The sequence below is a fragment of the Glutamicibacter sp. BW77 genome (assembly GCF_002332285.1).
GTDB lineage: Bacteria > Actinomycetota > Actinomycetes > Actinomycetales > Micrococcaceae > Glutamicibacter > Glutamicibacter bergerei.
Map to the genome: position 1 here is coordinate 17,761 of NZ_NRGT01000031.1, position 20,250 is coordinate 38,010.

18 protein-coding genes are annotated in these 20,250 nt (G+C 55.3%); 13 read left to right on the forward strand and 5 right to left on the reverse strand.

Translation table 11 applies throughout. The annotated features are described in order from the left end of the window. Positions 1-57 precede the first annotated feature (57 nt). On the reverse strand, positions 58-1,110 hold the full coding sequence (gene sepH, locus CIK74_RS02890) for a septation protein SepH (protein ID WP_096254275.1): 1,053 nt from the start codon (positions 1,108-1,110) through the stop codon (positions 58-60). A gap of 240 nt (positions 1,111-1,350) precedes the next feature. On the opposite strand from sepH, the gene CIK74_RS02895 reads away from it, so the two are divergent. Further along, entirely contained in the window at positions 1,351-1,653 is a 303-nt protein-coding gene (locus tag CIK74_RS02895) for a DUF4193 family protein (RefSeq protein ID WP_096254276.1), read from the forward strand. Between the two features lie 56 nt (positions 1,654-1,709). On the opposite strand, the gene CIK74_RS02900 is transcribed toward CIK74_RS02895, so the two are convergent. Continuing rightward, positions 1,710-2,264 carry a DUF3093 domain-containing protein gene (locus CIK74_RS02900; protein WP_096254277.1) on the reverse strand — a complete coding sequence of 185 codons (555 nt, stop codon included), beginning with the start codon at positions 2,262-2,264 and terminating at the stop codon, positions 1,710-1,712. 133 nt (positions 2,265-2,397) lie between these two features. Between CIK74_RS02900 and dut the strand changes: the two genes are divergently transcribed. The 4 genes from dut to CIK74_RS02920 are packed head-to-tail and all read left to right on the forward strand — an operon-like array spanning position 2,398 to position 4,710. After that, the gene (dut, locus tag CIK74_RS02905) at positions 2,398-2,856 is read left to right on the forward strand and encodes a dUTP diphosphatase (protein ID WP_096254278.1); all 459 of its coding nucleotides are present in this window, start codon (positions 2,398-2,400) and stop codon (positions 2,854-2,856) included. Between the two features lie 38 nt (positions 2,857-2,894). Further along, the gene (locus CIK74_RS02910) at positions 2,895-3,578 is read left to right on the forward strand and encodes a DUF3710 domain-containing protein (RefSeq protein ID WP_096254279.1); all 684 of its coding nucleotides are present in this window, start codon (positions 2,895-2,897) and stop codon (positions 3,576-3,578) included. A 4-nt stretch (positions 3,579-3,582) separates the two neighbouring features. Next, on the forward strand, positions 3,583-3,960 hold the full coding sequence (locus CIK74_RS02915) for a hypothetical protein (RefSeq protein WP_096254280.1): 378 nt from the start codon (positions 3,583-3,585) through the stop codon (positions 3,958-3,960). Positions 3,961-4,020: 60 nt separating this feature from the next. Beyond that, on the forward strand, positions 4,021-4,710 hold the full coding sequence (locus CIK74_RS02920; protein ID WP_096254281.1) for a DUF3159 domain-containing protein: 690 nt from the start codon (positions 4,021-4,023) through the stop codon (positions 4,708-4,710). Here CIK74_RS02920 and CIK74_RS02925 read toward each other — a convergent pair. Continuing rightward, complete coding sequence (locus CIK74_RS02925) at positions 4,707-5,372, reverse strand: TrkA family potassium uptake protein (protein ID WP_096254282.1); 666 nt, start codon at positions 5,370-5,372, stop codon at positions 4,707-4,709. The genes CIK74_RS02920 and CIK74_RS02925 overlap by 4 nt on opposite strands. A 19-nt stretch (positions 5,373-5,391) precedes the next feature. Further along, a complete protein-coding gene (locus CIK74_RS02930) occupies positions 5,392-6,066 on the reverse strand; it encodes a TrkA family potassium uptake protein (RefSeq protein WP_096254283.1) in 675 nt (224 codons plus the stop codon). A gap of 175 nt (positions 6,067-6,241) precedes the next feature. Between CIK74_RS02930 and CIK74_RS02935 the strand changes: the two genes are divergently transcribed. The 3 genes from CIK74_RS02935 to acnA all read left to right on the forward strand — a co-directional run bounded on the left by CIK74_RS02935 (position 6,242) and on the right by acnA (position 12,454). After that, on the forward strand, positions 6,242-8,227 hold the full coding sequence (locus CIK74_RS02935; RefSeq protein WP_096254292.1) for an APC family permease: 1,986 nt from the start codon (positions 6,242-6,244) through the stop codon (positions 8,225-8,227). Positions 8,228-8,232: 5 nt separating this feature from the next. Continuing rightward, complete coding sequence (locus CIK74_RS02940) at positions 8,233-9,555, forward strand: class I SAM-dependent RNA methyltransferase (RefSeq protein WP_096254284.1); 1,323 nt, start codon at positions 8,233-8,235, stop codon at positions 9,553-9,555. Positions 9,556-9,745: 190 nt separating this feature from the next. Beyond that, positions 9,746-12,454, forward strand: coding sequence for an aconitate hydratase AcnA (acnA, locus tag CIK74_RS02945; RefSeq protein ID WP_096254285.1), 2,709 nt, complete (start codon positions 9,746-9,748; stop codon positions 12,452-12,454). Between the two features lie 1,504 nt (positions 12,455-13,958). On the opposite strand, the gene CIK74_RS02955 is transcribed toward acnA, so the two are convergent. Continuing rightward, a complete protein-coding gene (locus CIK74_RS02955) occupies positions 13,959-14,624 on the reverse strand; it encodes a hypothetical protein (RefSeq protein ID WP_096254287.1) in 666 nt (221 codons plus the stop codon). Positions 14,625-15,608: 984 nt separating this feature from the next. Between CIK74_RS02955 and CIK74_RS02960 the strand changes: the two genes are divergently transcribed. The 5 genes from CIK74_RS02960 (at position 15,609) to CIK74_RS02980 (ending at position 20,196) form a co-directional block, all read left to right on the forward strand. Further along, a complete protein-coding gene (locus CIK74_RS02960) occupies positions 15,609-16,463 on the forward strand; it encodes a phosphotransferase (RefSeq protein WP_096254288.1) in 855 nt (284 codons plus the stop codon). Positions 16,464-16,642: 179 nt separating this feature from the next. Next, positions 16,643-18,610, forward strand: a complete 1,968-nt coding sequence (dxs, locus tag CIK74_RS02965) for a 1-deoxy-D-xylulose-5-phosphate synthase (RefSeq protein WP_096254293.1) — start codon at positions 16,643-16,645, stop codon at positions 18,608-18,610. Then, entirely contained in the window at positions 18,607-19,194 is a 588-nt protein-coding gene (locus CIK74_RS02970) for a DUF402 domain-containing protein (RefSeq protein WP_240520443.1), read from the forward strand. Before dxs ends, CIK74_RS02970 begins: the two co-directional genes overlap by 4 nt. A gap of 34 nt (positions 19,195-19,228) precedes the next feature. After that, a complete protein-coding gene (locus CIK74_RS02975) occupies positions 19,229-19,798 on the forward strand; it encodes a hypothetical protein (RefSeq protein WP_096254290.1) in 570 nt (189 codons plus the stop codon). Between the two features lie 62 nt (positions 19,799-19,860). Next, a complete protein-coding gene (locus CIK74_RS02980; protein WP_096254291.1) occupies positions 19,861-20,196 on the forward strand; it encodes a hypothetical protein in 336 nt (111 codons plus the stop codon). Positions 20,197-20,250: the final 54 nt, after the last annotated feature.

Below are 20,250 nucleotides of genomic sequence, written 5' to 3' on the forward strand. Positions count from 1 at the left end.
AGGCACCGTGCAAAGAATATTTGCACGGTGCCTCTCACTTTTCGCGGATCGGACTATTTAAGAATCGGTGTCCTTTTTACGCTTTCCAAACATAATGTCATCCCAGCTGGGAACAGAAGACCGCTTTGGTTTGCGCGGAGCGTTCTCCTCCGCTGAAGCGCCATCGTCATGGGTGGCATCTTCAGAATCTTCCTTATCGGTGACTACTACCAGCTGTGAGGTCCTTGAAGACACACCCTGAGATAGATGAGGGAATGAATCTTCCTCATCATTGTCATACTTACTCATGCTGCGTTCAATGATTTCGTTCAACCGGTCATCCTTTGCGGGATCCCCGGGAGCTCGCTGACCGCGACGTGCGTTGAGTAGGCTGACAAGTTCCTCGGAGTCGTTGTTCTCCGCGGCCGGAGCCGGGGCTGAGGGAGCCTCAGCTTGTCCTACGGCTGCGATCGGTCGAAAGTACTCAGGTGCCTGCTGCTCGCTCAAGGTTTGCGCCCAGCGGTTCAGGTTCTTCAAAGATTTACGCGAGGGAGTGAAAGCCCACTTTGCGATATTTTCTTTGTCCTCGTTCGAACCGTTGTCCAATGACTCAACATTTTCAGAGTGTAACGGTGAGTCAAACTGGACCGTGACAATCCACTGCCCTTCTGGATCTTTCCAAGAATTCCAGCGAGCGTGCTCGGCATCAATGTTCAACTGGTGCAGACGATGCACCACCATTGTTCCAAGATCCGCTGGCTCTTCACCGAAGACCTCTCGGTATTCGGCGTCGGTTTGTGGTCCTGAGACCTCAACGCGACGAGCTAACTCTGCGATATGCTCGCGTTCTGCGAGAACGGGGCCCTCATACTTGATGATTTGCTCTACCGGAACATCCCACTCAAGTGAAAGATCATAGGCAGACGCACCGGCACGTACACGCGCCTGAATCTCACGTGGCGAATGAACCGAAGCCTCATCTCGGTTCCGTGGCGCCCGCGAGCGGGCGATTTCGGCCATTGCACTGCGCAGCGCATCGTCGACAGGAAGTTCAAAACTCATCCCATCGTCGCTGCTGACCTGCAGGCTGGAACCATTTTCATGAATTCCTACCAGTCTCAGCTGACGCATTACTACCCTCCACACGGTCTATTTCCTGAGTAAAACTCTGCCACTGATGGGCTCAATTTCCTACCACCGCCCCGGGTGTGGCGCAAGATTCGTCTCAAGTTCATATCACTTTGGGCCTCTCGTGTCACCGGAGGGAATGTTGTGCCCTGTTAAACGTTATACTTTTAGGCCGGTACCGTTGTTTGCCAACAGGCTTCCGGTAGCGAGCATTTCGCCAGAAGAAAAGAGTTAAAAACGATTATGGTCAACAAAAACGTTGCTTCACGCGAGACCAGTCAAGACCGGTCCCGTGCCGAGCAGTTGGCCGCGGCAAAAAAATTAGGCACCGCTGCAAGCGCGAACCTGATCGATGAGAATGAAGCAGAACTTGCCGAAGCCTTCATCCTGCCAGGTGGAGAAGCCGGTCAGGATGAAGCCAATGTTGACATCGTTCCGGAGCAAGCCGACGAATTCACTTGTGCCTCATGCTTCATGGTGCGTCACCGTTCCCAGCTGGCGCGTGAAGAGCAGGGGCAAAAATATTGCACCGAGTGCGAAGGATAACTTCGCAAGACTCGATGCAATATGTGTGCCATAAGAACGTCTGAATTACTTAGACGCTAGTCTTCTCTTGGTTTTTCCGCCGGTGCTTCACCCTGTTCTTCAGCGTGGTGAGATGCAGACTCTCGCTGGCCTTCTTCGGTGTATTCATACATCACACCGTTGAGGGCCGCGGTCAGCTCTTCTGGACGACGTGTAGAGGTAATCCAGTATGGTGTCTCATCGCGTGGATCAGTCACCTCGATGCAAACCACCGCATCCAGCCATCCGCGCAGGTTCATAAAGGCTAGACCGTGGAGCTTCTGGCCACGCTGTTTGAATGCCTCTTCGCCGCGGTAGCCGACCGCTTCGCCAACAAATTTACGCTCGATGGTCGCGCGACCTACGGTGAGGTTTTCTGCGGTGACTTCCAAGGTGGGAACCTTGAGCAAGAAGATGACCACGATGGCGACTAGGACAATCAGTCCGGTGGCGATACCCCACGGGACACTGATCGGTGCGATAGCAACACCCGCGGTGATGGCGATCAATAAAGGCCAAATCCATGTGCCGGCCGATGGCCATAGCTTTTCACGGAATAAAACATTTGAAGCCTCTGGGCTGGGAGTACTCATACCCTCCAGTTTAGGCACTATTTCGCTGGCTATGAACCGCCGAGAAATCTGACGGACACGTTGAACTGCTCGCGATAGAGTTGGGCAGGTAGAAAATGACCACACAATCTCCTCGGGGGAATAAGCAAAACCTATGAACGAGCCCACGATTTCAGTAAAGATCAAGATGCTGGACCCAGACTTGCCGGTGCCAAGCTACGCGCACCCCTCTGACGCCGGAGCTGACCTGCATGCTCGCGAATCGGCAGTGCTCCAACCAGGTGAGCGGGCCTTGATCCGCACCGGTCTGGCGATCGCACTTCCGCACGGTTACGTGGGTCTAGTTCATCCACGAAGTGGCTTGGCGGCCAAACATGGAATTACAGTGGTCAATGCACCGGGTACCGTAGATGCAGGTTACCGAGGCGAGATTATGGTCACACTATTAAATACGGATAACACCAACGCATTTGAAGTGAAGCGCGGGGATCGAATCGCGCAGCTCGTCATCCAGAAAGTAGAACTTGCCCAATTCGAGCAAGTCCAGACACTGGATGACACCGCTCGCGGAACCGGCGGCTTTGGATCAACCGGCGGATTTACCGCGAACTAAGTACTCTTGAGGTATAGAGCGCAAAATTTAAGGACATCATGATTTTCAAGCGTAAGAAGTCGGAAGCAACGCCGGTCGAAGAGCCAACCGCTGCACCAAGCTCCTCGGAGCCTGAGACTAGTGCCGGGCCCTTCGACATAAGTGACGTGCCGGATACCGACAGCTACCTCGATTTCGGTTCAATTCTAGTTAAGCCGATTCCAGGTATGAAGGTACGCATGGATATCGAGCAGGCGAATCAGCGAGTTGTTGCTGTCTCACTTGAAATCGCCGAATCACGCGTTCAGCTGATGGCCTTTGCCTCGTCAAAGTCGGAGTCACTGTGGCCCGGGATCCGCGAGAAAATCACCGGCGATATTCGCGAACAGAATGGAGAAATTTTCTCCCGCGAAGGCGAACATGGTGAAGAACTGCTAGCCAAGGTTCCACAGCAGCTTCCAGATGGCCGGGCCGGACACGTAGCCTTGCGCTTCGTCGGTGTTGATGGTCCGCGCTGGTTCCTGCGCGCCGTGGTTGGCGGGGCCGCCATCGGGGACGAGACAGCCACCGAGGTCATCGATGACCTTCTGCGCAGCGTCGTGGTCAATCGTGGCGACAAGCCTCTGCCTCCGGCCGAGCTTCTACCGTTGAACGTGCCAAGTAACGCCAATACGCGTGTCGAAACTCCTTCGCCGGAAATCACCCGCCCGGAACGTGGCCCCGAAATAACTCAGATCGGCTAAGGACATGTCCTGCGAGCCTGCACCCTTATCGGCGCAGCTTGATGGCAGAGAATCAAGGCCAGCTCATCGGCATCTTGACTCGTTGTCCGAGCTGCCCGACAAGGGCCGAATCGAGCACATCGGGTATATCCAATCGGTCAGCTACTCGGCGCCGAATACTCCACCACGGCTGACGGCCGTGGTGGTTGATCAGTTAGCTGCAGCTACTGGGCGACAGCGCACCGTAGCGCACGTGAAATTGCTCTTCATGGGTCAAAAACAGGTACCTGGAATCAAGCCCGGAGTGAAAATCAAATATGCGGGCATGGTGGCCCCAGTCGATCAGGTCCCCAGTATTTTTAATCCCCGGTATCTGATCGTTCCGGTAAGCCACGGGTTGTAGTGACGTCCAAAATAGTCGGGCAGCAGGTCTTGACGACCAACCGAGGCAGAAGTGAGAACAATGAATAACGAAGAACAGCCAAGTGAGCCACAAGCTCCCAAGGAGAACTCGCTAGCTTCCAGCCTCGGCCAGAACGCAAAGCTATCGCAGAACGCGGACGGCGGGATCGATGTCATCGCCAGCGTTGGTGGCATGCGCGGAATTCTTGAGACGGTAATTCCGGGCTTCGTGTTTGTGATGGTCTATGCGTTGAGCCGCGAATTGTCGTGGGCGCTGGTCGCGTCGATCGGGCTTGGCGTGATCTTTATGATCGTGCGGCTGATTAATAAGTCGACACTGGTGCAGGCGGCCAGTGGGCTGATCGGCATCCTGATCTGTGCCTTTGCTGCCCGGTCCAGTGGTGAAGCCAAAGATTATTATGTTCCAGGCTTCTTCATCGGTGCCGGATACCTGATGGCCCTTGTCATCTCGATTCTCATCAAATGGCCGTTGGCCGGAGTGCTGTTCGGTTTCATTCGCAACGAAGGAACCGAATGGCGACAGCAACCGGGCAGGTTACGCCGCTATGCGATCGCCACCTGGATCATCATCGCGGTCTTTATCGCGCGATTGGCAGTCCAACTGCCGATGTACTTTGCCGACAACGTGGTGGCCTTGGGCCTGGCTCGCGCACTGATGGGTGTGCCGCTGTACGCTGCCGGACTGTGGTTCGCTTGGCTGGTCTCTCGCCCGGCCATGGAGAAGTCCTAGCGCTTTATCCCGCGCAACGTAGTACGCAAGGATGCTTCGGCTTCGGGTGTGGTGATGAAGAAGATTTCATCCCCGCCCTCGATGACATCATCATCGCTGGGTGGGAAGGGTGCCTTGTCTCGCACAATCGCCACAATCGTGGTGTCGTGTGGCCAGGTCACGCGGCCTAAGGTGCGCCCGATCAACTCGGAGTCATGCGGTACGGTGAACTCCGCCATATGAACCTCGCCGCTTTTGAGCGTCAGTAGCCGAACCAGGTCGCCCACCTCGACGGCTTCTTCGACCAGTGCAGTCATCAATCGCGGGGTGCTGACGGCGACATCGACACCCCAAGCATCATCAAACATCCACTCATTTTTTGGGTGGTTCACTCGTCCCACGGTACGGCGGACACCAAATTCACTTTTCGCCAACAGTGAGACGACCAAATTGACCTTGTCATCACCCGTGGCAGAGACAACTACATCAAATTCTTCGAGCTTGGCGCGTTGTAATACCGCCAGTTCGCAGGCATCCCCAATGAGCCACTGGACATTGTCCAAATCTGCGCGTTCAGCCATTTCGGCTTTCTGATCAACGATCATTACCTGATGAGAATTCAAAACCAGCTCGCGGGCAATCGAGCTGCCCACCGACCCGGCACCGGCAATCATAACTTTCACGTGGATTAGCTCTCTAGTCTTAGTCGCTGACGGCGACCGGTGCGTTGGCAAGGATTTTTTCGACGTCTTTACTTTGGTCCAGATTCATCATCACGTGCACCAAATCGCCGCCCTGCAGCCGGGTGCGGCTTTGCGGAATGGTCCCTTCGCCGAAGCGAGTCAGGTAAGCCACACGGACCCCGGCAGCTTCCTCGACTTCTTTGACTAGGTGGCCATACCAGTCGCGATGCAAGGCGACCTCGGTCAGCATCAGTCGTCCCGATGGTTCGCGGTAATCTCCGCGCATCGAGTAGTCCGGCAGGATGCGACGCAATACTTGGTCGGTGCTCCAACGCACCGCAGCGACCGTGGGAATTCCCAGTCTTTGATAAATTTCTGCACGTCCGGGATCGTAGATACGTGCCACAACGTGGGGTACGTGGTAACTTTCACGGGCCACGCGGGTGGCTAGAATGTTGGAATTATCACCGCTGGAAACCGCTGCAAAGGCATAAGCTTCCTCAATTTTGGCTTCAACTAGGGTGTCTCGGTCAAAGCCGAGGCCAATAACCTTGCTGCCGGAAAACTCTTGTCCTAGACGGCGAAAAGCCTCGGGGTCTTGATCGATGACGGCCACCGAATGCCCGGCTCCGTCTAGCGTATGAGCCAGCGCAACGCCTACGCGTCCGCATCCCATGATCACAAAGTGCGCCACCGCCAACTCCTTGCTTTCGTGCCACCAGTAAAACTTGCTTGTGTTGCTCAATGTACAGCTCCGAAAGCAACAATAGCCTCCGGTGCGAAGCACATCATTGACCCAACGCTACTGTCTAGGCTGTGCCCTGAGATAACGTTATCTCGTGCCTGCTTTATTTGATGGTCTCAAAAGGATCCTCGTGGGCCGACCGTTTAGCACTGAACAGCTTAAACGTAAACCGGTCCCACCTAAGATCGCCTTGCCGATCTTCTCTTCCAGCGCGCTGTCATCCTTGGCATACGCGCCCGACGAAATTTTGTTGACCCTCGCCATGGCCGGAATCGCCGCCACGATGCTTTCACCAGCCGTGGGCGTTGCGGTACTCGTGGTGCTTCTGGTGCTGGTGCTCTCCTACCGCCAGTCGGTAGAGGCCTACCCATCGGGTGGGGGAGACTATGAGATTGTCCGTAAGAACTTGGGCCCACGCTCGGGAACCACCGTGGCTTCGGCGCTCCTGGTCGACTTCGTGTTGACGGTCGCGGTGTCAAGCTCTTCTGCGGCGCAGTACCTGTCGGGCGTTTTCCCGGCCCTAGGGGAGCACCGGGCCGCGGTCGCCTCAGCCATTGTTGCTTTCCTCGTAGTTGCGAACTTGCGGGGACGCGGCCAAGGACGCTGGTCTCTAGCCATTCCGGTGTATCTATTTGTCGGCGGCATGCTGATGATGATCGCCGTAGGTGCCGTGCTGGCCTTCACCGGAAACTTAGGGTTGGCCCCTAGCGCCGAATTTACAATCATCCCGGAACAAGAATTTGCCACCGGTATGCATGGAGTCGTTGGGGCATTACTGATCTTGCGCGCGTTCTCCACCGGGTCGGCGGCGCTGACCGGAATCGAAGTACCGATCTCCAACGTTCACTACCTAAGCAAACCGCGTGCCAAAAATGCGGGACGCATTCTGTTAGCCATGGGACTACTGTCCGGAGTGCTCACCCTAGGCACGTTGATGCTGGCGCGCGCTACAGGCATCAAGGTCGTCGCTGATCCGCAGACCTCGCTGATGCTTAATGGCGAACCCATCTCAGAGGCCTATGTGCAAATACCGGTGCTGGGTCAGCTGGCCCAGGCTGTTTTTGGGAATTTCTTCCTCGGCACCGTGGTGGTCTCGATTCTGACCATCGCGGTGTTGTTGCTCGCCGGGAACCAAGCATTTAACTCTTTCCCAAACCTCGCCAGTCATCTAGCCTCCGATGGCTACCTGCCGCGCCAGCTTCGGACCCGCGGTGATCGCCTAGGATTTTCCAACGGCATTTTATCTCTGGGTCTTGCTGCCATTGTTTTGATCCTGTTGTTCAACGGCGACGTGACGATCCTGGTGCAGCTTTATGTGGTCGGAGTGTTTGTTTCCTTCACGCTGAGCCAGTTGGGCATGCTCAAACACTGGTCGCGGGTGCTAGTGACGGTGACCGACCGGAAGATCCGGGCGGCGAAGCGTCGCAAGCGTCTGTTGAATCTGATCGGCTTGATTTTGTCACTGCTGGTTTTGGTGGTTGTGTTGGCCACCCGTTTTGTTCACGGAGCATGGCTTGCGGTGTTAGGCATCGTAGCGCTGACGTTGATCATGGAATCTTTGCAACGTCATTACCAGCAGGTCGACAGCGAGCTGTCGATTGATGATGAACACTCGGCCACCGCGCTGCCGGCGAGAGTCCACGCATTGGTACTCGTGTCCACGGTACGTAAACCGGTGCTACGCGCCCTGGCTTTCGCACGAGCGTCGCGACCATCAAAATTGGAAGCGATCATCGTAGATATCGAAGCGGAGAAAACCGCGCGTACCTTGGCTACCTGGGATCGACTGCAAATCCCGGTTCCGATCACCGCGCTGGCCTCTCCATACCGCGATATTGCCGGACCCTTGATCGAACATATTCGGTCGATTAGGCGGGAGTCGCCAAGAGATCTCATCGTGGTTTACATTCCCGAATACGTGGTCGGCCACTGGTGGGAGCAGCTGGTGCACAACCAGACGGCCCAACGGGTCAAAAACCGACTGCACTACGAACCTGGAGTGCTCATCGCCTCGGTGCCTTGGCGCCTGCTGAGCTCTTCCGACGCACTACTCGGTGCCCCGACCGAGGAATCCTCGGCACACCGAAACACCTCACCTCACGAAGGATGATACTTATGAACGCTCCCGAAACCTTAGAGCTACGCCTTGGATCGATTGCCCACGGTGGACACACCGTGGCACGACATGAAGGTCGAGTAATTTTCGTCCGCCATGGGATTCCCGGCGAACTGGTCAACGTGGTGTTGACCGATGCCGGCGAAACCGCCAAATTTTGGCGTGCAGATGTCGTTGAGGTACTCGAAGCCAGCGAACATCGAGTGCCTCATATCTGGGACCAGGCCGATGCACTGACTCACCGCGACCCGGTGGGCGGAGCAGAATTTGGCCATATTAGTCTGGATTACCAGCGCGTGCTCAAGGCGCAGGTGGCCGCGGAGCAGCTGACTCGTCTGGGTGGGCTGAAAGCCGAAGACTACAATTTCCCTGCGGTGCAGGCAGTACCGGGAAACGCGGACGGCCTTGGCTGGCGTACCCGGATGTCCTACTCGGTGACCGAGAGTGGCCACTTGGCCATGAGTGGTTTTCGCAGCAATGAACTGACCGAGATTACCCAGATGCCTTTGGCGCATCCTGGGATCGAGGCCATTGGGTTGTACTCGGTGGACTTTAGCGGAATCGATCGGGTGGAAGTCGCGGTATCAAGCCGGGACGATTCCACGGTGCTCGTGCTGCTTTCAGAAGTTCTCCCAGGCGCTGCCTTGCGTGTGGCGAAGCAACTTCCAGAGGGCGTCAATCTTGCCGTCTTTAGCCAAATGGGTGGTTCCGCGGCCGACGGCAAAGGCGAGCTTGAGGTTATCACCGGCAATGGCTGGCTCACTGAGCAGGTATTGGGCAATTTCTTCCGCATTACCGGTGAAGGTTTCTGGCAGGTGCACCGCAGTGCCGCAACGCTGTTGACCGAGCGCGTCATGGATCTTACGGCCCCGGAATCTGGCGAAGTCGTCGCCGACCTTTACGCCGGCGCGGGACTTTTCTCCTTGCCGCTAGCCGAAGCCGTGGGACCCCAAGGTCGGGTCTTTAGCATCGAAGGTGCACCGGGAACTCACGCGGATGCGAAGAAGAATCTAGCGCAGACCCCACAGGTTACCGTGACACGCGGCCGGGTAGAACGCTTGATGCGCCAGCTGGCTCGCGAGGCTCAGCTGGACGCGGTGGTCTTGGATCCACCACGCACCGGTTTGGATAAGCAATCAGCAGCGGAATTGACTACTAGCGGAGTTCCACGCATTTGTTACGTCTCGTGTGACCCGGCAGCTTTTGCCCGCGATACCGCCCGATTGATGGCTCGCGGCTACGAATTAGATCACATGGAGATTCACGATTTATACCCGCATACTCACCATATGGAGTCGATTGGTCTGTTCGTCCGCCGTTAGACGATGATTTTAAGCGCTTGAACCACAAATTAAGCGTAAAATTTCTGCGGATCCGGCATTTTCTCCCAGTTGCGGATAGACTGGTGTTAGCTCTGCAGCAATACAAATATGACATTCTCAGTTAGGAGCGCCTAACTGGAATTATGTTTGAGCATGCATAAAGAATGAGTGTCTGGCGAGAGGAGTCCCAATGAGTAAAGTGGACAGTTTCGGTGCCAAGGGCGTACTTGACGTCAAGGGAACCGAATATGAAATTTACCGACTGAATAAGGTCGAAGGCTCGGAAAGCCTTCCCTACAGCTTGAAGGTTCTACTTGAGAACCTGCTTCGCACTGAAGATGGTGCGAACATCACCGCAGACCACGTAAAGGCCGTAGGCCAGTGGGATGCATCGGCTCAGCCGAACACCGAAATCCAGTTCACCCCAGCCCGCGTGCTGATGCAGGACTTCACCGGTGTGCCTTGCATCGTTGACCTTGCAACAATGCGCGAGGCAGTTCAGGAACTGGGTGGCGATCCTACCCGCGTGAACCCACTGGCACCTGCCGAAATGGTCATCGACCACTCCGTGCAGATCGATACCTTTGGTTTCGCAGGCGCCGTTGAGCGCAACATGGAAATCGAATACCAGCGCAATGGTGAGCGTTACCAGTTCCTGCGTTGGGGCCAGACCGCATTTGACGACTTCAAGGTCGTCCCACCAGGCACCGGCATTGTGCACCAGGTCAACATCGAGTTCCTGGCTCGCACCGTGATGACCCGCGAAGTTGACGGCGTGCTGCGCGCATACCCAGATACTTGTGTCGGCACCGACTCCCACACCACCATGGTTAACGGTATGGGCGTGCTGGGCTGGGGCGTTGGTGGCATTGAGGCCGAGGCAGCAATGCTCGGCCAGCCTGTCTCCATGCTGATCCCACGCGTTGTTGGCTTCAAGCTTGCTGGCTCCATCCCAGCCGGCGCGACCGCAACCGACGTGGTGCTGACCATCACCGAAATGCTGCGTAAGCACGGCGTTGTTGGCAAGTTCGTTGAGTTCTACGGTGAAGGCGTGGCAGCAGTGCCACTGGCTAACCGTGCAACTATCGGCAACATGTCCCCAGAATTCGGCTCCACCGCCGCAATGTTCCCAATTGACGACGTCACCTTGGATTACCTGCGCCTCACCGGCCGCAGCCAGGAGAACGTGGACCTCGTTGAGGCTTACGCCAAGGAACAGGGCATGTGGCACGATCCAAGCCGCGAGATCCGTTTCTCGGAATACCTCGAGCTGGATCTTTCCACCGTCGTTCCATCGATCGCCGGCCCGAAGCGTCCACAGGACCGCATCGAGCTGTCCTCGTCGAAGGAACAGTTCCGCAAGGACATCCACAACTACGTTTCGAACACCGAAGACACCCAGGGTGTTGGACGTCCATCGACCGCAGTTGAGGTCACCAAGGAAGATGGTCAGAAGTTCACCATCGACCACGGTTTGGTTTCGATCGCTTCGATCACCTCGTGCACTAACACCTCCAACCCTTCGGTCATGCTTGCCGCTGCAGTTCTTGCACGCAACGCTGCCGACAAGGGTCTGGCCTCCAAGCCATGGGTCAAGACTTCGGTCGCCCCGGGCTCGAAGGTTGTTACCGAGTACTACGAGAAGTCCGGCCTGATGCCATACCTAGAGAAGCTTGGCTTCTTCGTGGTTGGTTACGGTTGTGCAACCTGTATCGGTAACTCCGGTCCATTGGATGCCGAGATCTCCGAGGCAATCAACACCAACGACCTCGCAGCCACCGCGGTTCTTTCGGGTAACCGTAACTTCGAAGGCCGCATCAACCCAGACGTCAAGATGAACTACCTGGCTTCCCCGCCACTAGTTATCGCTTACGCACTGGCCGGCACCATGGACTTCGACTTCGAAACCGATTCCCTGGGCAAGGACAACGAGGGCAACGACGTCTTCCTGAAGGACATCTGGCCATCGCCTGTTGAGGTTCAGGAAATCATTGATTCCTCGATCGACGAAGGCATGTTCGCCAAGGGTTATGAAGGCGTCTTCGAAGGTGACGACCGCTGGAAGGCTCTTGACACCCCAGAAGGCTCGACCTTCAAGTGGGACGAGAAGTCGACCTACGCACGTAAGGCACCTTACTTCGACGGCATGACCGCCGAACCAGCACCGGTTGAGGATATCTCCGCTGCTCGTGTTCTGCTAAAGCTTGGCGATTCGGTCACCACCGACCACATCTCACCTGCAGGTTCGTTCAAGTCGGAAACCCCGGCTGGTCAGTACCTGATTGCAAACGGTGTGGATCGCAAGGACTTCAACTCCTACGGCTCACGCCGTGGTAACCACGAAGTGATGATCCGCGGTACCTTCGCGAACATCCGCATCAAGAACCAGCTGTTGGACGGCGTCGAGGGTGGCTTCACCCGCGACTTCACCCAGGATGGCGCTCCACAGTCGTACGTGTACGACGCTGCGGAGAACTACAAGGCAGCCGGCACCCCGCTGGTCGTTCTTGGTGGTAAGGAATACGGTTCGGGCTCCTCGCGTGACTGGGCTGCCAAGGGCACCGCACTATTGGGTGTCAAGGCCGTCATCACCGAGTCCTTCGAGCGTATCCACCGCTCGAACCTGATCGGTATGGGCGTTCTGCCACTGCAGTTCCCACAGGGCGAGTCCGCTGATTCGCTGGGTCTAACCGGTACCGAGAGCTTCTCGATCTCCGGCGTGACCGAGCTGAACAACGGCACCACCCCGAAGACCCTGAAGGTGACCGCTACCGCCGAAGACGGCAAGGTCACCGAGTTCGATGCGGATCTGCGTATCGACACCCCAGGCGAAGCAGACTACTACCGTAACGGTGGCATCCTGCAGTACGTCCTGCGTCAGATCGCAGCTTCTAACTAGTAGGTACATCTCGGCTCAAGCCGAGATGAATCTTTAGAGGTTACGTAGTAACGAAAAGTTGAAGGCCCAAGGCATATGCCTTGGGCCTTCAACTGATTAAAGCGCCAGCTTGGCGACTAGAGGACCGAGTAACCGCACTCCCAAATTCTCTCGGGTCACCTGATCCGAAATTTCAAAATTCATGGACTCTAATAGTCGACTCAATTGATCTGATAGCCAATACCAAGTAGGTCCCATCTTCGTGGCGAAGGGCTTAAGGTTCTGCCCAGCAAATAAACCACAAGGAGATGGCCACCGGCTTTCAACACTCGTGTAATATCCGTGAGAACCTCGGCCATGTCTGCTGGGGTGTATGGTCCATCGATTACCAGGCCAATACGTCGGCGAAGCAGACATCAGTGAGTGGTAGATTTGCCATGTCGGTCAGCCTAAATTCCCACTCCGGAAAATTAGCACGGGCGTGAATTAAAAATTCTTGAACCATGCCCACGCCGAGAACATGATAGCTATGGCTAGAGAAGAACTGCGTCCATTGTCTCGGACCACCCCAGCGTTTAAAGCCGGGCCTTCAAGACTTTTGGCCCACAGGAAATCATTTGTTGGTCAGTGGAATCGGACTGTTCCGCAGAGCTAAATAGCTCAATCTAAGTGTCGACCCTGGTCGAATAGTGCAGAGTCGCTGGCACATCGGATCCAGAGCCGCTATTCCTTCAAACATAGGCAAATACACGTGGGCTCTCCATGAGAATTGCTAGGTATAAGGTGAATGCTTCAAGCTGAGGAACCTGGTATGAAAGCACTGCACACCGAACGTTTCGTCATCAACGCAGCGAAGTTGGCTGGCTTTTGCTCGCGATACTCAATGCCAGGCGTACGCCACGGTGGCCGCCCGTGTAATGCTTGACTACGCAGACTAATCGAGCTGGAATCAACAAGCTTTTGTCAAGGGAGATCCGTGCAAAGTCCCATCGCAGAAAACCTATGGCCGATTAGGACTACAACGTATCAGCCATACTGCCGCATACGTCAGTGCCGAGTACCTGGTATTTCTGCCACTCTTAGACAACGGCAGGAGAACGGATTCCTGATGACTCGAAACGACCCTGTCCAGTTCTTGTCTGCTGAACAAACAGCTCGAATTAGAGTAATGGGCATGGGAACGATGTTTAGTCGTTCCCATGCCCGTTCGGCTCGATACAAGACTTTTGGCTAGTGCAAGTTTCGAATATCAGTTCATTTCTGCTCTGACGATGCTTTATTCTTCCTGCGTTCGCGTCCATTCTCGACGAACAATTCGACGACGAGGAATAACACGCCAGCGCCAACCATTATGAAGAATACGCGGATTCCCTCAGCGGGGCTTTCGAACACTCCACTGAGTAGCCCAGACATCAATGCCGTTGGCACAGCGATCAGCACAAGGACTGTAACCGCAAGGATAATCGCGAGCGCTCTTTTTGAAAGCGACCGGAAAAAATCTTTCATTCATTCACCGCTTCAGGAGTTAGAGAAGTTCTTTTATTGCGCATTTTCCTACTGGTATTGCAATCACCATCACGATACCACCGGGAAGCACCGAATTTGCAGCCTTCTTGATGATCAGTTTGGCGACCTTAGGGGATATTTTCTTGAGTCGTTCGTAAGCAATGGAGGAAGCCTTCCGCCACTGCTTGCTCTTGAGCGCCTTGCGTACTTGCGGTTCTGCAAAAACTTTGGCTAACTCAACTGCAGCTTTGATGCCCATTTCCTTTGCGACACAATTGCCAAACGAATTCCAATTCCAGGACGCGGCTGCAACGCCAATTTGACCATCCGTTGACATACGGCCGGACGTGGCAGTCAAATCATCTTCAACCGCATCGAGATTCTCAACAAGCTGATCGATGTCCATCTTGTAGAAAGAACCGTCAGGGAGTGTTATTCCACCCTTTGCGTCCAATTCTGCAAACTCTTTTGCAGACTGCGCAATGAAGGCTTGTTCCTCTTCGGGTGTGACGGTTACGTTTTCATATTCCGAGAAATCCGTCGTCAGAGGTGCTATCGTGCCTAACTGCGGTCCTGAGGGTTTTCCATTTTTTTCGCTAGCAAATGCGGGTGAGGAACCCAGCATAGCTAATCCGAGTGCGGCGATCAGGCTTATGGTCGTAATTTTTTTCGGTATTTTGCTCATACCAAGACTCTCTGTCATGTGCCCAAATCTCATTATTTGGGCTTAAGAAACGTGCTTACCGTTTGCGAGTGTGTCAATGTATGCCGATACCCCGTCACGCATAATGCTGGTTCCCCTGCATCGAAGTACTTTGATGTGTAAAAGAATATGCAGATTCCGATGTTAAAACAAGCATGTCAAGTAAAGAACGCGAAATATTTCTCATTATTCACTAAGTTGATGTATTTTATCCACAAAATTTGGAGAGTGATTCATGGGGTTTGAGTCTCTTGTAGTTTAAGAACGTCCGTAAGAAGTAAGGGTAAGGACCGTATGTCTCGTGAGTTACAGGCTCAATAAATGTCGCGGAGCGCAGTAGCCATGCTGGTCTTCAGCGCGCACCCGCACATGACAGATTTGGAGCCTATACCTAAGGAGCTATGCGCGAACAGGGTGAAAGAAATCGATTCGGAATTCTACCGACAGTCAGGCAATGCATTGAAGCTGTACCGCACCCATCCTCATCACCTAGGTACAACTTGAAAAGCGCGAAACGTCGTAAATCCTCCGGCAGCTGGTGCTAAGACTCCACCAGTCGAGGCGCGGCCGCAGATCAGAAGTCTCTTCCCAGTGTCCGTTCTGGCGGTCGCGAAGGATTTGCCGGTTGTCAGAGGATTCTTGTTATAGCGCAACCTGATCAAGACCGGGATTCCCCTCATTGGCAGCCCGCAGTACGTCCTGCGTCAGATCGCAGCTTCTAACTAAGCTCTTGACCACTAGTTAGTTTCAGCTTCTCGAACAACCCGAAAGCCTCAAAGCGCGAGCTTTGAGGCTTTCGGTCTCTTAACTAGGACTCATCCGCTTGCTTCATGCCGCCCACAAGATTCAGCCTCCGCGCGCCTCGGTCAGCGACAAGATTTCTTTCTCGAAAGAGTCACCGCGAAAGTCTAAAACGGTGAAAATTCTCTTTAGTATGGAATGTAAACCGCCCAAGGAGCTTGGAACATGAGTCATAGCTGGCACCAGGAACTACTCAACGAAGACCAAGCCGCACGAATAGAAGAATGGCTCACCGAACCACAACTTGTCGCAGATCTCTCGTGGGGTCTAACTGACACCAAGGTTCTGCAGCTTCGTTCGAGTGGACGCCAATATATCCTCAAAACGGCTGGACCGAGCAATCATCACCTGCAACGCGAATTTGTAGCTCACGCGAGGTTTACAAGACCACTGGTTGAGCGAGGAATAACTGCCCAGGCACGCTTTGTCGATGAATCCTTACGACTTTTGGTGTTGGACTATTTGCCAGGGTACTTATGTGATCATTCGTCGGCCGCATTGGATCCAGAAATCCATGTGCAAGCCGGACGTGCGTTGCGGCTTATCCATGAGCAATCTTCGTACAACGACGGGAACTACGAGGAGAATTTCATTCGCAAATGCCTTAGCTGGCTTGGGGATGATCATCGAATCGATCCGCACCTCGTAGCGCGTGCGAGTACTGCACTGCATGAATATCGCACCGAGCCTGCCCTGTTGGTACCAACCCATGGTGACTGGCAACCACGCAACTGGATCATTAATGGGGACGGTCTTCACGTCATTGATTTTGGGCGTTTCGACTTTCGTCCTGCGTCGAGCGATCTGAACCGGCTAGCCGTCCAGCAGTTCAAAGATGCACCAGAATTGGAATCCGCGTTCCTTGAAGGATACGGAGATGATCCACGGGATTCGCGAACTTGGCCGATCATCTCGTTACGCGAAGCAATCGGCACTTCGATCTGGGCCTATCAAGTAGGAGACAACAACTTTGAAGCGCAGGGGCACCAGATGCTGTCAGATGCGCTAGAACTGTTCTGAGAAACCCAAAAACACCCGACCCGGCGCGAAATTACAGTGACAGTAGCCAAGGTCATTGTCAGGAAATTCGCACCATACCCAAACGTGACGGATAATGGAAAGAGTCCTGCGAAAGCTATAATAAGTGTTTCGCATGGATTGACCGGTCCGTAATGGGCGAACATGTAAAGGGGATGACAGTGTCTTTATTGGAGACCATCAATAAGCCTAGCGATCTGCGGGCTCTCACCCTGGACCAGTTGGAAGATCTCGCAGGAGAAATCCGCGCCTTCCTCATCGCCAACGTTGCGCGTACCGGCGGCCATCTCGGCCCAAACCTGGGTGTTGTTGAACTGACGCTAGGCATCCACCGAGTCTTTGATTCACCGACCGACTCCATCGTTTTTGACACCGGACATCAGTCCTACGTCCACAAATTACTTACCGGACGCAAAGACTTCACCACGCTGCGCCAACAAGGCGGCCTGGCCGGATATCCGGACCGTGGCGAGTCCGAGCATGACATCGTCGAGTCCTCGCACGCCTCCGCCTCCCTGTCCTGGGTTGATGGCATCTCGCGGGCCAACAAACTTCGTAAGCAGACCGAGCGCTACGCTATCGCGCTAGTCGGCGACGGTGCGCTGACCGGCGGCATGGCTTGGGAAGCGGTCAACAATATTGCCGCTGACAAAGACCGCAAAGCAATTATTGTCGTCAATGACAACGGGCGTTCCTACGCGCCGACCATTGGCGGGCTAGCCAACCAGCTCTCCGGGTTGCGCCAGCAACTAGACAAGTTCCGCACCCACCCTTCCTACGAAGACGCCATGAGCAAGCTCAAAGGCAAGCTCAAAGACTCGGGCGCCGTAGGAACCTTCGCCTACAAATCCCTGCACGCCACCAAAAAGGGAATCAAAGATTGGTGGGCGCCTCAGGGATTGTTCGAGGACCTCGGACTGAAATATATTGGCCCGATCGACGGTCACAACCAGCGTGCCGTCGAAGAAGCCCTGCTGCAAGCCAAGCAGTTCGGCGGTCCAGTGCTGGTTCATGCGATGACTGAAAAAGGTCACGGCTACGCTCCGGCCATCGCAGACGTGGCAGACCAGTTCCACGCGGTTGGCGTGATCGACCCGGAGACCGGCGTTCCGGTTGCCAGCGGGGGAGCAAAGAGCTGGACCAGCGTCTTCGGTGATGAAATTGCTTTGGTCGCCGACGAACGTGATGACATTGTCGCAATCACCGGTGCCATGCTGCAACCGGTGGGCCTAAAGAAAATGGCCGACAAATACCCAGAGCGCGTCATCGACGTAGGTATTGCCGAGCAGCACGCGATGACAGCCGCAGCGGGTTTGGCCTTCGGTGGCCTCCACCCAGTCGTCTGCGTCTACGCGACCTTCCTGAATCGCGCCTTTGACCAGCTGCTGATGGACGTTGCCCTGCACAAGGCCGGCGTCACCATCGTGCTAGACCGTGCTGGTGTCACCGGTCCAGATGGCCCCAGCCACCACGGCATGTGGGATATGGCTTTGACACAGATTGTGCCGAATCTTCATCTGGCAGCACCGCGCGATGCCTCACGCTTGCGTGAAGAACTGCGCGAAGCACTGGCCATCGACGATGCACCGAGCGTGGTGCGCTTCTCTAAGGGGTCGGTCGGTGAAGAAGTTGAGGCGATTGATCGGTTGCCTGACGGAGTTGACGTGCTCGCTCGCCTCGGAGATCGGGCCGCCCCGGACGTGCTGATCGTTTCGGTAGGAGCCATGAGCGAACTATCACTGGATGTGGCACATAGGCTCAACAGCCAAGGCATCTCGGTGAGCGTCGTTGACCCGCGCTGGGTATTGCCGGTTCCCGCCTCAGTCGTCTCTCTTGCCGCTCGCCACCGCATCGTGGTCTGTATCGAAGATGGCGTGCGCGCCGGGGGCGTCGGTTCCCGCTTGCGCACCGAAATGCGGGCAGCCGGAGTAGATACCGCACTTAACGAAGTCGGTTTACCTACAGAATTCTTGGCCCACGGAACCCGCGCTCAGGTACTTGAACGGGTGGGACTCACCGCTCAACAGGTGGCTCGGGACACCATGGCCCAGGTTCTTGGAACCAAGGTGCCGTTCGCGCGTCCGCTGCCCGGACAAGATTTACCAACTGGTCAGATTCCCAAGCTGTGAGCGCATCAATGCCGTTTCCCACCGGATTGACTCGCACCCCGGAATCGGTGCGTTTCGGCTCGCTCATTGTCAGCCGTGCCTGGAAATACGATGGCACACCGCATTGGGTGGTCCCCGGTTTTTATCTCGGCGCCGATGAACATGGTCATTGGCTGCACCAACCGGCGGGTTCCTTGGTAGCACGTCCCGGAACCGCACATTTGGCGTTGACCGATGCGCTGTGTCTCATCCCGCATCACGGTTTTTGGGTCGCTACGCTTTACTCCGATGCAGCCGACGATTTTGACGTCTATATCGATTTGGCCACCTCGATTGGATGGCATCCGCTGCGCCGTGGGGGATGGGAAGTAAATTCCGTCGACATGGATCTCGACGTCATTCGTTCACGTACCCGCGACACCTTTTTAGACGATGAAGATGAGTTTGAAGAGCACGCGTTGAAGATGAACTACCCCGAAGAACTACAGCGTCAGATGCGCGAGACCAGCACGTCACTCATGGCCCAGGTAGCAGAGAACCTGCCACCCTTCACGCACTCACACCGACAGCTTTGGCTGGCAAAGGTCGCGGAACTTCCACGCTGAGCCCAGCATTATCACCACTACTAAGGACAAAAAGATGGCGATTATTCGCACCTACCGCTTGGACGAGAAGAACGAACTACAGTTCCGCGAAGCGTGGTACCAGCAGTTTGATGAAGACGAGCTGGGCCAGTTCGTGATTAACCATGGAACCGTGGGTCACATGTCAAAGACCAGCGATGTTCAAGATGTAAAGGTGGAACGAGCCGACGAGCTTTTCGCCGGTTTCCTCGCTGCCTGCGAAGAAGATGGCTACGCGCAGATCCCTGCCGAGCAGCAGAGCTGGGTGATTGTGCAGTATGCGCTGAAAACCAAAGATGGCACCGAGCGCGACCGCTACATGGAGAAGAAAGCCAAGGAAGCGCTCACCGGACATCTGGCCTGGCGTGGACTAGGGACCGTGGAATCGAGCGACTTCGCACCCAACAAGCTCAACATTCGGATCCTTTCGCCGGCTCCGAAACTCGCCGTGGCCTCGGTCAAGGTGTGCGTCCGCGATGCCAAATTGGATACCACTAAGATGAGCGTCGGAATTGCACCGTACGACAATATTGAAGCGGTCAAGATGGCACACCCGATGCCTGCCAAGCCGTTTTCGCTGAGCTAATAACCTTCGGGCCGGGACTCCGGCCCACAGTAGGTTCTTCATGAACTAAGGACAAAGGACAGATGATTCCTCAAGAGGACCGGGACGAAACCCCGGGGACCAAGCGTAAGACATCGCAATTTGGTGCTACACGCACACCTCTACACTTGGTGTTTCAGGCTTGCCTCGGCGTAATCGTTGGTATCGGTATCACCTCGTTACTGAGCGAGGTCTCGCACGTACAGGTGGCCTTAGGCGGGGTGTTCGTGGTGCTCGCCGCGTGGATCGTGGAGCAGGGCTTCCGCTTGCCGGCACCGAATACAAAAACCGGCGCGCGAATCCGGCTGATCTTGCGCCTGGTCGCGCTGGTTGGTTTCACGATCGCCGTGAGCTCACTGCTGACGTTGATCGAAGCCTAGACGCAGCCAAGAATTTTCGAATCCTGGCGGTTAAAATAAGCCGGCCAGAACATC